Source organism: Nocardioides marmorisolisilvae (genome assembly GCF_003725775.1).
Lineage (GTDB): Bacteria > Actinomycetota > Actinomycetes > Propionibacteriales > Nocardioidaceae > Marmoricola > Marmoricola marmorisolisilvae.
The window spans coordinates 371411-384776 of sequence record NZ_RJSG01000003.1 but is presented as its reverse complement, the minus strand read 5'-3'; the positions used below and the strand labels follow the sequence as shown (position 1 = coordinate 384776).

Genomic DNA, 13366 nt, shown 5'->3' with positions numbered 1-13366 from the left:
TCCACCTCACCTAGGTTCATGCGCCGGCCCCGCTCAGGGTCAACGCGAGCAGTGCCAGTACCGAGCCGATCGCCCAGAAGCGGGCGACCGGCTCCCAGTCGGCCCAGGCCGGAAGGCGCAGGTCGACGTGCGTGCGCAGCGCACGGGCGGAGGTGATCACCACGATCAACTCCCACGCGCCGCAGCAGAGGTCCCAGGGGCCGACGGCCTCCGGGTTGGGCAGGAGTCCGGGCAGCCCGACGGTGCGGGTCGTCAGCCAGAGCACCAGCACCGCGCTGTTGCCGATGACCGCGGCCACCAGCAGTGCGCGCGACGGCCGCAGCGCCATCAGCGCCGACCAGCAGATCTGCGCGAGCGCGGAGCCGGCGAAGAACAGTCCGAAGAGGACCTGCTCCCGGAAGTGCTCCGGGCCGACGGCGGCGTGCACCCCGGCCGCCGCTGCTGAGCTCACGACGGCCAGCGGCAGGTACCGGGCGCCGGCCAGATCGACGGGCTCGCGGGTCAGCGTCACGGAGGGGGCCGGGGTGATGCGCAGGCCGAGCGTGCCGTCGGAGATCTGCTCGGACAGTGCCCGGACCCGCAGCGAGTGCTCGTCGCGGAACGAGGTCCCGCGACGCCCCCCGACCAGCTGCGGACCGAGCAGGGCGAGCAGACCTGCCAGACCGACGCCGAGGACGGCGTAGTGAATGCCGTGCGCAACGGACGTCGCACCGATCGACAACGCGATCACGTGATCCCTCTTCCCCCCACCACATCCCCCCGGCGTGGTGGCCCAATCAGAGACTAAGCCCGAAAGGGGCGAAGAAGACGGATCACATCAAAGAATGTCCATTCGGACAGGGGAAACCGGTGCAAATGGGTCAGGAACCGACGGTTTCCGTATTTCTGGGGGTCGGTTTGCGGACGCGTTCGACCGAGATCACCACGGCGACGGCCACCACGATGATGGCGCCGCCGATGACGATCGCCGGCGTGACCGGCTCGTCGAGGATCAACGCTCCGAGGATCACCGCGACCACAGGGTTCACGTACGCGTAGGTCGCGACCAGCGAGATCGGCGCGTTCCCCAGCAGCCACACGTACGCCGTGAAGGCGACCATCGAGCCGAACACCACCAGGTAGCCCCAGGCCAGCCAGGCGTGCGCGGAGTACTCGGTCGGGTGGGGTCGCTCGCCGCGAGCCAGGCCGGCGACCACGAGGATCACCCCGCCGGTCCACATCTCGTGGACGGTCATCACGAACGCGTCCTTCGGCAACGTCAACCGTGGTTGGACCCAGGAGCCGAAGGCCCAGAAGCTGCTGGCCACCAGCACGATCAGCGCAGCGCCGAGCGGGACGTGCTCGCTGGCGGTGCCCGACCGGCCCGCGATCACCAGGTACCCGAGGCCGACCAGTCCGAGCAGAACGCCGAGCACGCCGACCGGTCGCGGCCGGTCACCGGAGGCGAACCGGAAGATCGTGATCATCAGCGGGGCCAGCGCGATCAGCAGCGCGGTCACTCCTGAGGGGGCGCCCTTGTCCTCGCCGACCGAGACCAGGCCGTTGCCCAGCACCGGGAGGAACAGGCCGACGATCGCACAGCCGAGCAGCTCGCGCCGGGTCACCCGCAACCGGGCGAAGCCGCCCCGGGTGGCCAGCAGCAGGCCGAGCAGCGCCGCAGCCACGATGTAACGCGCTCCGGAGGCGGTCAGCGGCGGCGCCTGCTTCACCACGACGCGGATCGCCAGGTAGGTCGAACCCCAGACCAGGTAGACGACGACGAGCGCGATCGCGACCAGCCCGGCGGCGGCGGCCGGACGGATCACCGGCGCCGGTTCGCGGGTCGTCGTCACCGCCCCACACTGTCTGAGAACCGGCCCTGCACGCATCCGGATTTGCGCTGCTCAGGAGCATCCGCAGGCGGCGCGGAAGGTTACTCACGGGTTGGTTGGCGAAGCGGTGGCCTGCCTGGGTACGGTGTCGAACGACAGTGGCTCGCGTCACAAATCCGCACAACCCGCGGAACCGCGCGGGCCGCGATCGACCAAGTACGGGGGCGGCGACCCCGACCACCCGTACCTTGATGGATCTGGAGATCACGCATGACCGAGTACCTGGTCCCACGAGCCGAGGGCGACGTCCAGTACGTCCAGCTGCTCACCCCCGAGGGCTATCGGGTCGAGCACCCGGACTACGCGTTCGACGGCGGTGAGGACGAGGCCGGCACGATCCGCGGGTTCTACCGCGACATGGTGCTCACCCGCCGCATCGACACCGAGTCGACCGCTCTCCAGCGGCACGGCGAGCTCGGGATCTGGGCCCAGCTGCTCGGCCAGGAAGCGGCGCAGATCGGCTCCGGACGCGCGCTGCGACCGCAGGACTACGTCTTCCCGACGTACCGCGAGCACGGCGTCGCCTACTGCCGTGGCCTGGACCCGCTGCGGTTGCTCGGCCTGTTCCGCGGTGTCGACCAGGGCGCCTGGGACCCGCACGTGAACAACTTCGCCAACTACACGATCGTGATCGGCGCGCAGACCCTGCACGCGACCGGCTACGCGATGGGCGTGCAGCGCGACGGTGCGGTCGGCACCGGCGACGCCGACCGCGACACCGCCGTCGTCGCCTACTTCGGCGACGGTGCGTCGTCGCAGGGAGACGTGAACGAGTCCTTCATCTTCGCGGCGTCCTACAACGCACCGGTGGTGTTCTTCTGCCAGAACAACCAGTGGGCGATCTCCGAGCCGATCGAGCGGCAGAGCCGGATCCCGCTCTACCAGCGCGCTCGCGGCTTCGGCTTCCCCGGCGTCCGCGTCGACGGCAACGACGTCCTGGCGGTGCACGCGGTCACCCAGGCGGCGCTCCAGTACGCCCGTGAGGGCAACGGTCCGACCCTGGTCGAGGCCTACACCTATCGGATGGGTGCGCACACGACCACCGACGACCCGACCCGCTACCGGCTCACCGACGAGGTCGAGTACTGGAAGCTGCGCGACCCGATCGCCCGGGTGAAGGTGTACCTGACCCGCAACGGGCTGGCGGACCACGACTTCTTCGAGGACGTCGAGCGTGAGGCCGAGGAGCTGGGAGCGAGGCTCCGCGACGGGTGCCGGGCGCTGCCCGACCCGAGTCCGCTGAGCATCTTCGACCAGGTGTACGCCGAGCAGACGCCGGAGCTCGAGGCGCAGCGCGACGAGTTCGCGGCGTACCTCGACTCGTTCGAGGGGGCTCACTGATGACCAAGGTGACGTTGGCCAAGGCCCTGAACATGGGTCTGCGCAAGGCGATGGAGACCGACCCCAAGGTCCTGATCATGGGTGAGGACGTCGGCAAGCTCGGCGGTGTCTTCCGGATCACCGACGGCCTGCAGAAGGACTTCGGCGAGGACCGGGTGATCGACTCGCCGCTCGCCGAGTCGGGCATCCTCGGCACCGCGGTCGGTCTGGCGATGCGCGGCTTCCGCCCCGTCTGCGAGATCCAGTTCGACGGCTTCGTCTACCCGGCGTACGACCAGATCGTCAGCCAGGTCGCCAAGCTGCACTTCCGCACCCAGGGCGCGATCAAGATGCCGATGGTCATCCGGATCCCGTTCGGCGGTGGCATCGGCGCGGTCGAGCACCACTCGGAGTCGCCCGAGGCGCAGTTCGCGCACACCCCGGGACTCAAGGTGGTCTCCTGCTCGAACCCGGTCGACGGCTACTGGATGATCCAGCAGGCCATCGCCCACGACGACCCGGTCGTGTTCCTCGAGCCGAAGCGGCAGTACCACGCGGACAAGGCCGATCTCGACGAGGAGGCCACCCCGCCGCCGCTGTTCAGCTCGAAGGTGCTGCGCACCGGTAGTGACGCGACGCTGCTCGGGTACGGGCCGATGGTGAAGACGCTGATGAAGGCCGCCGAGGCGGCTGCCGGTGAGGGCCGATCGCTCGAGGTGATCGACCTGCGCACGCTGTCGCCGCTGGACATGGGCCCGGTCTTCGAGTCGGTGCGCAAGACCGGCCGCGCGGTGGTCGCGCACGAGGCGCACACCAACCTCGGCATGGGAGCGGAGATCGCGGCCCGGATCACCGAGCAGTGCTTCTACTCCCTCCAGGCCCCGGTGCTGCGGGTGGGCGGGTTCGACACCCCGTACCCGCCGGCCCGGATCGAGGAGGAGTACCTGCCCGACCTGGACCGCGTGCTCGACGCGGTCGACCGGACGATGGGGTTCTGATCGATGTCTGAGTTCTTGCTGCCGGACGTCGGCGAAGGTCTCGTCGAGGCCGAGATCGTCACCTGGAAGGTGAAGGTCGGCGACGAGGTCAAGATCAACGACATCGTCGTGGAGATCGAGACGGCGAAGTCGCTCGTCGAGCTGCCCTCCCCGTACGCCGGCGTCGTCGAGGCGCTGCTGGTGCCCGAGGGCGAGACGGTCGCGGTCGGTACGCCGATCATCCGGATCGGCGACGGCGCCGCTGTGCCGACGCCGGCGGCCACCGCTCCGGACCTGTCCGACATGGACCTCTCCAACCCGGCTGCCAGTGGTGGTGGCGAGGGCGAGAGCCTCGTCGGTCGCAGCAAGGCCGAGCGCGGAGCCGTGCGTCGTGCCCGCCGCGCGGCGCCCGAGGCGATCGGCGTGCACTACGCGAAGGCCGACGTGCAGGACCTGTTCAACGCCGGCGCCCCGCAGCAGCACGAGGAGGTCGAGCGGCTCGTCCACTCGGTCACCAGCGGGGTGAAGCAGCAGCGCGGCGACGTCCCGCCGGCCGAGGTGCCGGCACCGGACCCCGGCTCGACGCACCCGATCGCGCTGGCCAAGCCGCCGGTGCGCAAGCTGGCCAAGGACCTCGGGGTCGACCTGACCACGTGTGCAGCCTCCGGTCCGGGTGGCGTGATCACCCGCGCCGACGTCGAGGCCGCTGCCGGCTCCTCGGGCACCGCGGTGACCACCCGTCCAGCTGCGGTGGGAACCCGGGAGGACCGGCGCGAGCCGATCAAGGGCGTCCGGAAGATGATGGGCCAGGCGATGGTGGCCTCGGCCTTCACCGCCCCGCACGTGACCGAGTGGGTCACCATCGACGTCACCCGCACCAGCGAGTTCGTCGAGCGCCTGCGCGGTCGTCGCGAGTTCGCCGACGTGAAGGTCTCACCGTTGCTGATCCTGGCGACCGCCTGCATGAAGGCGATCGGTCGGACCCCGGTGATCAACTCCTACTGGGACGACGCGGCCCAGGAGATCGTCTTCAAGGGCGGGGTCAACCTCGGCATCGCCGCCGCCACCCCGCGCGGTCTGGTCGTCCCGAACATCAAGGACGCCGACACGCTCTCGCTGCTCGAGCTGGCTGGCGCGCTCGGCGACCTGACGTCGGTGGCGCGGTCGGGCAAGACGCAGCCGGCCGACATGGCCGGAGGCTCGTTCACGATCACCAACGTCGGTGTCTTCGGCGTCGACGGTGGCACGCCGATCATCAATCCGGGAGAGTCCGCGATCCTCTGCTTCGGTGCGACGAAGCGCCAGCCGTGGGTCGTTGTCGAGGACGGCGACGAGCGCCTGGAGATCCGCGACGTGTGCACCCTCACGCTGTCCTTCGACCACCGCCATGTCGATGGTGAGTCAGGTTCACGTTTCCTCGCGGACGTGGCCTCGATGATGGAGGACCCGGCAGCAGCGCTGCTGTTCTAGCTCCCCGCTAGCAGGAGGAATCCCCTTGCTAGCAAAGAGATTCGGTCCCCCACGAACGGCGCCCTGTTCCCCCGAACCAGGTGCTGATCGTGGGGGACCGAACTCGTCACCCCCGTAGGTGGCTTCGAGTTCTCAACGAACGAGGTCCGGGGCAGGTCACGGCTTTTCGGGGAAATCCGAAAGTGACGATTTTCTCCGCGTTGTCACTGATCCTTGAAGCGGATCATGCCGGTCAGGGTCGGCATGTAGGCCGCTCCGTCGGGTCCGAGGTAGATAGCGGCGTAATGGTTGTTCCACTGGATCCCGTTGCCGGTGCGCTGCATCCACTTCGTGGCGCCGGTGCGCACGTCGACCGCCGCGAGGTACCAGCTGTCGTCCAGCGGGTTCGACTTCGGCTTGGCGTAGAGGTAGAGCAAGCCGTTGCCGAGCGAGACCTTCGGGACCGGGGTGGGCGAGACGATCGGGTTGGTCCAGTCGACCTGGCAGGTGTTGTCCGGGTTGATGGAGACCTTCGCGACGCCGCCGGACGTGGTCTTGCCCAGGATGGTGCTCTGGAAGCCGTCGTACCCGTAGTTGTTCTCCACGATCACCGAGCGCGGGCCGTCGGGGGTTCCGCCGGCGTAGATGAGGCTGTTCTCGGTGTCGGAGGCTCCGGCCCCGAAGACGGGGACCTGGCACAGGAGCCGGTCGCCGTTGGCGCCGTTGCGACGGTAGAACTGCACGTGCATCTGCGGGTCGGCGTTGTCGGTGATCGCGACCAGGTCGTCACCGATGAGGGTCGGGGTCGTCCCCGAGCCCTGCGAGAGCTGGCCGGACTTCTGCACCGAGCCGCGGTCGTAGACCTGCGACCAGCGGACCTGCGGCTGGCCGGAGGCGTCGGCCTCGACGGCGTACAGGGCGTGGTCGGTGACGATGTAGATCGCACCGGTCTCGTCGCCGGAGATCGAGTTGTAGATGCCCTCGCCGGCGGGGAACTGCATCGTCTTGATCGTGCCGGTGGTCGGGTTGATCACGCCGACCCGGCCCTGCTGGGTGACGAAGAAGATGTTGCCGGACCAGTCGGGCAGGGTTGCCACCAGGCAGTCGTCACCCGGCACGTAGGCGGAGACGTCGTACGAGCCGAGCTTGGTGAAGCCCGCTGCGTCGACGCGCACCCGCCAGACCTGCTTGGCGACGGTGACCACCGTGGCGACGTCGTGGGAGTCGAGGGAGAAGTAGGTGCCTCCGCAGATGCTGGTGAACGGGTTCTCGCCCGAGGCCAGGTTCCGCTTGGAGGTCAGCAGGTCGTTGCCGATGGTGCGCAGCGTCGTCGGGTCGATCAGCCGCATCTTGAAGCCCTGGAGATCGCCGCAGAGGCCGACCATGCGGTGCTGGGAGTCGAACGCGACGGTCGCGCACTCGGAGACGCCGTACCAGGCCGAGCGCACCTTCACGTTGTTGCCGAGCGGACCGCTGACCTCGTAGGCGTCCGAGGCGTAGGCGTCGTCGTGCATCGAGCTGGTGCCGTTGGGGGAGAGGAAGGGGTTCTGCTTGATCTCCTCGTGCGGCAGCGGGTTCGCGGTCGCCGGGGTCCCGCTGAACGGCTCGGTGAGGAAGTCGGTCGGCAGCGACGGGATCGGGAAGCCGCCGAGCGCTGAGCCGGTGCCGGCCGGGACGAGGACGGCGACCGAGGCCAGGAGGGCGGCGGCGGTGAGGCGAACGCGGTTCATGGAATCTCCAACGGGTGAGGTCGCTCGAAGATACGGGGTATTAACAGTGTTTGTCAGATCAGGAGGGGAAGGTGGTGGCTTCGTTGCTGCGTGGGGGCGCTGCGTTGAGGATCGCGTCGGTGCCGCCGTCGACGAGGATCATCGTCCCGACCAGCAGGCTGGACTCCGGTGAGAGCAGGAAGGCGATCAGCGCGGCGACCTCCTCGGGCCGGCCGGGTCGTTCGATGGCGTTGGGGTAGAGGTCCGCGAACGGACCGAAGACCGGGTCCTCGCGCAGCGCGTCGGTCATCGGGGTAGCGATCAGTCCGGGCGCGATGGCGTTGACCCGGATGCCGCTGCCGCCCCACTCCGGCTTGATGCCCTCGCGCCGTGCCCAGGTGGCGAGCGCGTACTTGGAGACCGGGTAGAGCATCACCGCCTCGTAGGCAGCGGCGGCCTTGCGGGCCTGCTCCTCGTCGTCCGCGAGTAGTGCGCCCAGGACGTCGTCGGCCTCCCACCCGGGTTGGCAGGTCACCGAGTTCGAGGCGAGCAGCACGACCGAGGCCGAGCCGCGCTTGGCGAGCAGCTCGTGGAGGCCCTCGACCAGCGCGATCGCACCGAAGTAGTTGACCGAGACCAGCAACGCCGGGTCGGTGCCCGTGTAACCGGCGATCCCGGCGCAGGGGACCAGGCCGTCGATGCCGTCGGGTGCCAGGGCGAGCACCGCGTCGACGGCGGAGGCGCGACCCGCAGCGGTGCTGAGGTCGGCTTCGATGTCGGCCCCGCGCAGGTCGATGCCGATGACCTGGTGGCCGTCGGCACGGAGACGGGACGCGGTCGCTGCTCCGATGCCGGAACCGGCGCCGGTGATGACGTAGGTGCTCACCGGGCTATTGGAACTGAAACACGTTCTATTTGTCGATAGTCCCTAGCGATCCGCACGGTTCTGTGGCCGGAAACCAACCGTTTCGCTCGGGACTATCTCGGTGGCGGGGTTGCGAACCGGAGGGCACGGGTCTGGACCAGGTCGGCCGGATCGGCATGGAACAGCCAGGACAGCTCGTGCTCGAGGACAGCACCGAGGCGGTGGCAGAACGCCTCGGCCTCGTCGGCTGCGTCGGGCAGCTCGGGCACGATCCGGTCGACCACGCCGGCTGCCATCAGGTCGAGGGCGCGCACCTTCTGCGCCCGTGCCATCTCGGGGGCGTGCTCGGTGTCGCGGTGCACGATCGCGCTCGCACCCTCCGGCGGAAGCGGGGAGAGCCAGGCGTGCTGGGCGGCGATCACGCGGTCGGCCGGCAGCAGGGCGAGGGCGCCGCCGCCGTTTCCCTGACCCAGCATCAGGCACAGGCTCGGAGCCTCGAGCGTGACCAGGTCGGCCAGGCTCCTGGCGATCTCGCCGGCCAGCCCGCCCTCCTCGGCCTCGGGGCTCAGCGCCGCGCCGGGGGTGTCGATCACGGTGAGAAGCGGGAGTCCGAGCTCGACGGCCAGCCGCATCCCGCGCCGTGCCTCGCGCAGCGCTCCCGGTCCCATCGGCCGGTCGCTGGTCTGCCCGCGTCGGTCCTGGCCGAGGAACACGCACGGCGCCGACCCGAACTTCGCCAGCGCGATCATCAAGCCGGGGTCGGCCTCGCCCTGGCCGGTGCCGTTCAACGGGATCACCTCGCTCGCGGCGTACCGGAGCAGGCGCCGTACGCCGGGCCGCTCGGGCCGCCGGGACCGGACGACGGCGTCCCAGGTGTCGACGTCGGGGATCTCCGGCTGCGGCAGCTCGCTGGTCGGTGCCTGCGGTCGCGCGAGCAGGATGTCGAGGGTGCGGTCGAGGATCGAGGCGAGCTCGTCGGACCCGACGACGCCGTCGATGATCCCGTGGGCGTAGAGGTTCTCCGAGGTCTGCACGTCCTCGGGGAACGGCTTGCCGTAGAGCGCCTCGAAGACGCGCGGTCCGAGGAAGCCGACCAGCGCGCCCGGCTCGGCGACGGTGACGTGCCCGAGCGAGCCCCACGACGCCATCACCCCGCCGGTGGTCGGGTTGCGCAGGTAGACCAGGTAGGGGAGACCCGCGGACTTGTGGGCCGCGATGGCAGCCGAGATCCGGATCATGTGCACGAAGGCCGGTGTGCCCTCCTGCATCCGGGTGCCGCCGCTGACCGGCGCGGCGACCAGGGGAAGGCCCTCAGCGGTCGCGCGTTCGACGGCAGCGACGAGCCGGGTCGCCGCGGCTTGTCCGATGGAGCCGGCCAGGAACGAGAACTCGCCCGCGACGACGGCGATCCGCCGACCGCGCGCCGTGCCCTCGCCGGTGATCACGGACTCGTCGACGCCCGACTTCTCGCGCGCACCGGCGAGGTCGGCCTCGTAGGAGTCGCTGATGTCGCCGTACGTCGGTGCGGTGTCCCAACCCGACCACGAGCCCTCGTCGAGGACGAGGTCGATGAGGTCGTGAGCGCTGAGCCGGTGCACCGCCGGATCGTATCGCTGGAGAGAATGTCGTCGTGCTGATCGATCTCGACGACCCGGCCCTGCCTGACGTGTCCGCACTGCTCGCCGAGCACCTCGCCGACATGCACGCGACCTCACCGTCGGAGAGCGTGCACGCGCTCGACGTGAGTGCCCTTAAGGTGCCGGGCCTGACGTTCTGGACGGCCCGGCGCGACGGCGTGCTGCTCGGCTGCGGCGCGATGAAGGAGCACGACCCGGAGCACGGTGAGCTCAAGTCGATGCGCACGACCGCCGCCGCGCGCGGGACCGGGGTGGGCCGGGCGATGCTGCTGCACCTGATCGACACCGGACGCACGCGCGGCTACGCCCGGCTGAGCCTGGAGACCGGGACCCAGGACTACTTCCTCCCTGCCCGCACCCTGTACGCCGCCCACGGCTTCATCGCCTGCGGACCGTTCGCCGACTACACCGAGGACCCGCACAGCGCGTACTTCACGATGCTGCTCTGACCACAAACCCGTGGACTCTCCGACAGGCGTGACGTTGGATCGAGTCATGGCGATCACCCTGGAGACCGCGACGCCCGGCTCGTTGGACGAGGTCGTCGAGGCGGTGGCGCTCTGGCAGCACGACGGCGGCGGGGTCCAGGTGCACCCCGGCGACCTCGGCTGGAACTGGAGCTTCGGCGCTGACCGCCTCGCCCAGGACGTCCGCTTCTGGCGGCGTGACGGCGAGATCGTCGCGGCGGGGATGGTCGACGACGAGTCGCGGCTCATCCGGATGTCGCTCTCCGAGGCCGTGGGCGAGGACGAGGAGTTCGCGCAGCGCCTGCACGACGACCTCGTCGCGGACGCCGGGGTGCTGCCGGGAGGCGTGAGCAGTGTCGAGGCCCGCTACGGTCCGGCGTTCCGTGACCTGCTGCGGCGTACCGGGTGGACCGACGACGAGCCGTGGGCACCGCTGGTGCTCGATCTCGGCGAACCGGTTCCCGAGCACGGACTCCGCATCGAGATCGCCGGCCCGGACGACGTCGAGGAACGTGCCGCGGTCCAGCGGGCGGCGTTCCCCACCTCCACGTTCTCGCCGGAGCGGTGGCACGCTATGGCCGCGGCGGCGCCCTATCGCCGCGCGCGCTGCCTGCTCGGGTACGACGAGCGCGGCAACGCGGTCGCGACGACGACGGTCTGGTCGGCCGGACCCGGTCGGCCCGGTCTGATCGAGCCGCTCGGCGTCCACCACGAGCACCGGGGTCACGGGCACGGTGTCTCGATCACGCGGGCTGCGGCGGTTGCCCTCCGGGAGCTAGGCTCGTCGATGGCAACCGTGTGCACCCCTGCGGCCAACACCGGCGGGGTCGCTGCCTACGCCGCGGCCGGTTTCGAGCGGTTGCCGGACGCGACCGACTTCCGCCGCCCTGACTGACCGACTCACGCTCAGCTCAGAAGTTTCCAGTTCCCTTCCGAGACGACCTCCACGTTGCCGTCGACCACGGTGATCGCCGTCTGGTCGTCGAGCGCGTAGGCGGGGCCGGAGATCGCGGTCACCCACTGCTCCGCCTCAGCCATCGAGTTGCCCGGCTGCCCGTCCGGGGCCAGGTGCGGAAAGATCGAGAAGTCCACGACGCCCAGCGCACGGTCGTCGCCGTTCGGCGGCCTCCACTGGATGAACTCGTCCCCGACCTCGGGCGTCATCACCATGCTCCCGGCGCTCAGTCCCACCCAGACGGTGTCCCCGAGGGTTGCGAGGAGGTCGGCAAGACCGGACTCCCGCATCCAGTGGCACAGGTAGAGGACGTCGCCGCCGGCCACGACCAGGGCATCTGCCTCCCTCACGAGCGGGACCCAGGCGGCCTCGTCGAGGCTGGGCAGCGCGGTGAGCTCGAGCACTCCCATCGACTTCCAGCCAAGGTCGACCATAGGGTTCTCCGAGTGCCCGCTGATGAAGCGCCACACCCGCTCGCCGGGACCGACCGACGGATGGCCGTACATCGCGGTCGGGATGCAGAGCGCGCTGGCCTCAGAGATCGGCTTGCCCAGCATGTCGACCAGCGCCTCGCGGATGCTCGGGTTGGTGACGCCGCCGGACGTGAGAAGCAGCTTCACGGGTCCTCCAGATCATCGGTTCGCACGCAGTCCTGCCTCGACACCAGGCTCTGCGTCTGGCTCATCCCCAGTCCATCGCCAGGGACGCCAGTTGTCCAACGAGAACGACGGCACCGAGCACCCGGCGGAACGGACTCGAACCCCGCACCAGCTCGTCGAGCGCCCAGACCACGAGGGCTCCGCGCCGCAGTCCCTCCACGGTGGCTGCGTGCGACGGTGCCAGCGGCAACAGACCGACCACGAGTGCGACGAACCAGACCGCGAGTGCCGGGTTCGGGAACTGCCAGACCGTCAGTCGGCCGTCCGCTGATCGAAACCACCAGGAAGCCGAGGTGGGATTGCTGCGCCGCGGAGCGCTCGTGGGTGTGGTCATTGCGTGACCGTACCCAGATGGCTCCTCCACCTCCCTCCGACTCGAACGGACGTCATAGCCGGGCTTGCGGGCCACTAGTGCGCCGGCTGTCACGGCGGAGTGACGCGCGCTGGAGTTGATTTGCTACACCAGGGCTCTCGCGAAGGCCTTGTGACAGCGCTGGTGTAGCAAATGGCGAGGAGCGTCAGTCTCGGCGGAAGGATGCGTCTCCGGTCGGTGTCGTATCGGGGTCAGCCTGTTCGTCGTGTGGGTAGAACAGCCCCTGAAGGCGCCACGAGTACAGGAGATCTCCCCATGCAGCAGCACGCGAGCCTCGCCCGCCGGATGTTCGAGCTGATCGAGCCGATCGGACTCGTCAACTTCACCGCCGACGAACCGAACGAGGCGATGGAGCAGCTCGGCTTCCGCGGCTACTGGGACGGGTACTTCGCGGGGCGTTCGGCGCCGCTGGGCCGGGTCCCGGCCGAGGTCGTGCACGCGGCGTTCTACAACTTCGCCGACGGCGAGGTCGCCCGGCACCTCCCGAAGGTGTGGGACACGACCACCCCCGAGGAGGCGCACGCCGCGCGCGAACGCGGATGCGTGGCGGCGCTGCGCCGGTTGCTCGGTGACCTCGTCGGCACTGCCGACCTGGCGCGGGCGGCCGACCTGCTCGCGCAGGCGTCGGTGAGCGCGCCGACCAACGGTCGCGTGATGTACGCCGGCCTGCGCGCCCTTCCGATGCCCGAGGAGCCGGTGGCCCGCCTCTGGTTCGCGGCCAACATGCTGCGCGAGTACCGCGGCGACGGCCACATCGTCGCGCTGGTCTCCGAGGAGATCAGCGGGCTCGAGTCCCACGTGCTCGCGTCGCTCGACGCGGAGATCTATCCCGCCGAGTCCTTCGGGCGGATCCACCACCTCCCGGCGTCCCAGCTGGCTGAGCTGATGGACGGGCTGCGCCGACGCGGCCTCGTCGACGACGCCGGACGGTTCACCGACGCAGGTCGGGCGACGAAGGACCGGGTCGAGGCACTCACCGACCAGCTGGCCGCAGCGCCCTACCTGGCGCTCGAGCCCGCGGAGCTCGACGCCCTGATGGTGCTGCTGGAACCGATCGCGTCGAGGCTCGTCGCCGCGGAGTGAC

General features: G+C 69.8%; 13 protein-coding genes. 6 read left to right on the top strand and 7 right to left on the bottom strand.

Features of this window, described 5'->3' with window-relative positions; translation table 11 throughout:
• Window positions 1-16: 16 nt before the first annotated feature.
• The gene (locus EFL95_RS17295; protein WP_123235335.1) at window positions 17-730 is read right to left on the bottom strand and encodes a hypothetical protein; all 714 of its coding nucleotides are present in this window, start codon (window positions 728-730) and stop codon (window positions 17-19) included.
• A 130-nt stretch (window positions 731-860) separates the two neighbouring features.
• Window positions 861-1832, bottom strand: a complete 972-nt coding sequence (locus EFL95_RS17290) for an EamA family transporter (RefSeq protein WP_246005017.1) — start codon at window positions 1830-1832, stop codon at window positions 861-863.
• A 249-nt stretch (window positions 1833-2081) separates the two neighbouring features.
• On the opposite strand from EFL95_RS17290, the gene pdhA reads away from it, so the two are divergent.
• From pdhA to EFL95_RS17275, 3 genes are read left to right on the top strand one after another with little or no spacing between them, the layout of a single operon-like run.
• Window positions 2082-3212 (top strand): pyruvate dehydrogenase (acetyl-transferring) E1 component subunit alpha, encoded by a 1131-nt coding sequence (gene pdhA / locus EFL95_RS17285; protein ID WP_123235333.1) that lies wholly within the window; start codon window positions 2082-2084, stop codon window positions 3210-3212.
• A complete protein-coding gene (locus tag EFL95_RS17280) occupies window positions 3212-4189 on the top strand; it encodes an alpha-ketoacid dehydrogenase subunit beta (protein WP_183407239.1) in 978 nt (325 codons plus the stop codon). Before pdhA ends, EFL95_RS17280 begins: the two co-directional genes overlap by 1 nt.
• A gap of 3 nt (window positions 4190-4192) precedes the next feature.
• Window positions 4193-5638, top strand: coding sequence for a dihydrolipoamide acetyltransferase family protein (locus EFL95_RS17275; protein ID WP_123235332.1), 1446 nt, complete (start codon window positions 4193-4195; stop codon window positions 5636-5638).
• 203 nt (window positions 5639-5841) lie between these two features.
• On the opposite strand, the gene EFL95_RS17270 is transcribed toward EFL95_RS17275, so the two are convergent.
• The 3 genes from EFL95_RS17270 to EFL95_RS17260 all read right to left on the bottom strand — a co-directional run bounded on the left by EFL95_RS17270 (window position 5842) and on the right by EFL95_RS17260 (window position 9789).
• Entirely contained in the window at window positions 5842-7347 is a 1506-nt protein-coding gene (locus EFL95_RS17270; protein WP_123235331.1) for a hypothetical protein, read from the bottom strand.
• 58 nt (window positions 7348-7405) lie between these two features.
• Window positions 7406-8212, bottom strand: a complete 807-nt coding sequence (locus tag EFL95_RS17265) for an SDR family oxidoreductase (RefSeq protein ID WP_123235330.1) — start codon at window positions 8210-8212, stop codon at window positions 7406-7408.
• Between the two features lie 92 nt (window positions 8213-8304).
• On the bottom strand, window positions 8305-9789 hold the full coding sequence (locus tag EFL95_RS17260; RefSeq protein WP_123235329.1) for a carboxyl transferase domain-containing protein: 1485 nt from the start codon (window positions 9787-9789) through the stop codon (window positions 8305-8307).
• 32 nt (window positions 9790-9821) lie between these two features.
• Here EFL95_RS17260 and EFL95_RS17255 point away from each other — a divergent pair, with 32 nt between their 5' ends.
• Together EFL95_RS17255 and EFL95_RS17250 are read left to right on the top strand one after the other, a co-directional pair.
• On the top strand, window positions 9822-10277 hold the full coding sequence (locus EFL95_RS17255) for a GNAT family N-acetyltransferase (RefSeq protein ID WP_246005016.1): 456 nt from the start codon (window positions 9822-9824) through the stop codon (window positions 10275-10277).
• A 46-nt stretch (window positions 10278-10323) separates the two neighbouring features.
• The gene (locus EFL95_RS17250; protein WP_123235328.1) at window positions 10324-11190 is read left to right on the top strand and encodes a GNAT family N-acetyltransferase; all 867 of its coding nucleotides are present in this window, start codon (window positions 10324-10326) and stop codon (window positions 11188-11190) included.
• An 11-nt stretch (window positions 11191-11201) separates the two neighbouring features.
• Here EFL95_RS17250 and EFL95_RS17245 read toward each other — a convergent pair whose 3' ends face one another.
• Both EFL95_RS17245 and EFL95_RS17240 read right to left on the bottom strand, forming a co-directional pair.
• Window positions 11202-11870: a Type 1 glutamine amidotransferase-like domain-containing protein gene (locus tag EFL95_RS17245; protein WP_123235327.1), complete on the bottom strand. Its 669-nt coding sequence runs from the start codon at window positions 11868-11870 to the stop codon at window positions 11202-11204.
• Window positions 11871-11931: 61 nt separating this feature from the next.
• Window positions 11932-12243, bottom strand: coding sequence for a hypothetical protein (locus EFL95_RS17240; RefSeq protein WP_123235326.1), 312 nt, complete (start codon window positions 12241-12243; stop codon window positions 11932-11934).
• A 294-nt stretch (window positions 12244-12537) separates the two neighbouring features.
• On the opposite strand from EFL95_RS17240, the gene EFL95_RS17235 reads away from it, so the two are divergent.
• The gene (locus EFL95_RS17235; RefSeq protein WP_221176482.1) at window positions 12538-13365 is read left to right on the top strand and encodes an SCO6745 family protein; all 828 of its coding nucleotides are present in this window, start codon (window positions 12538-12540) and stop codon (window positions 13363-13365) included.
• Window position 13366 lies beyond the last annotated feature (1 nt).

Excerpts from the sequence above, each read along its gene's own strand:
- EFL95_RS17250 (WP_123235328.1), top strand. The coding sequence starts at position 10,324 with ATGGCGATCACCCTGGAGACCGCGACGCCCGGCTCGTTGGACGAGGTC.
- EFL95_RS17275 (WP_123235332.1), top strand. The coding sequence starts at position 4,193 with ATGTCTGAGTTCTTGCTGCCGGACGTCGGCGAAGGTCTCGTCGAGGCC.
- pdhA (WP_123235333.1), top strand. The coding sequence starts at position 2,082 with ATGACCGAGTACCTGGTCCCACGAGCCGAGGGCGACGTCCAGTACGTC.
- EFL95_RS17240 (WP_123235326.1), bottom strand. The coding sequence starts at position 12,243 with ATGACCACACCCACGAGCGCTCCGCGGCGCAGCAATCCCACCTCGGCT.
- EFL95_RS17235 (WP_221176482.1), top strand. The coding sequence starts at position 12,538 with ATGCAGCAGCACGCGAGCCTCGCCCGCCGGATGTTCGAGCTGATCGAG.
- EFL95_RS17270 (WP_123235331.1), bottom strand. The coding sequence starts at position 7,347 with ATGAACCGCGTTCGCCTCACCGCCGCCGCCCTCCTGGCCTCGGTCGCC.
- EFL95_RS17280 (WP_183407239.1), top strand. The coding sequence starts at position 3,212 with ATGACCAAGGTGACGTTGGCCAAGGCCCTGAACATGGGTCTGCGCAAG.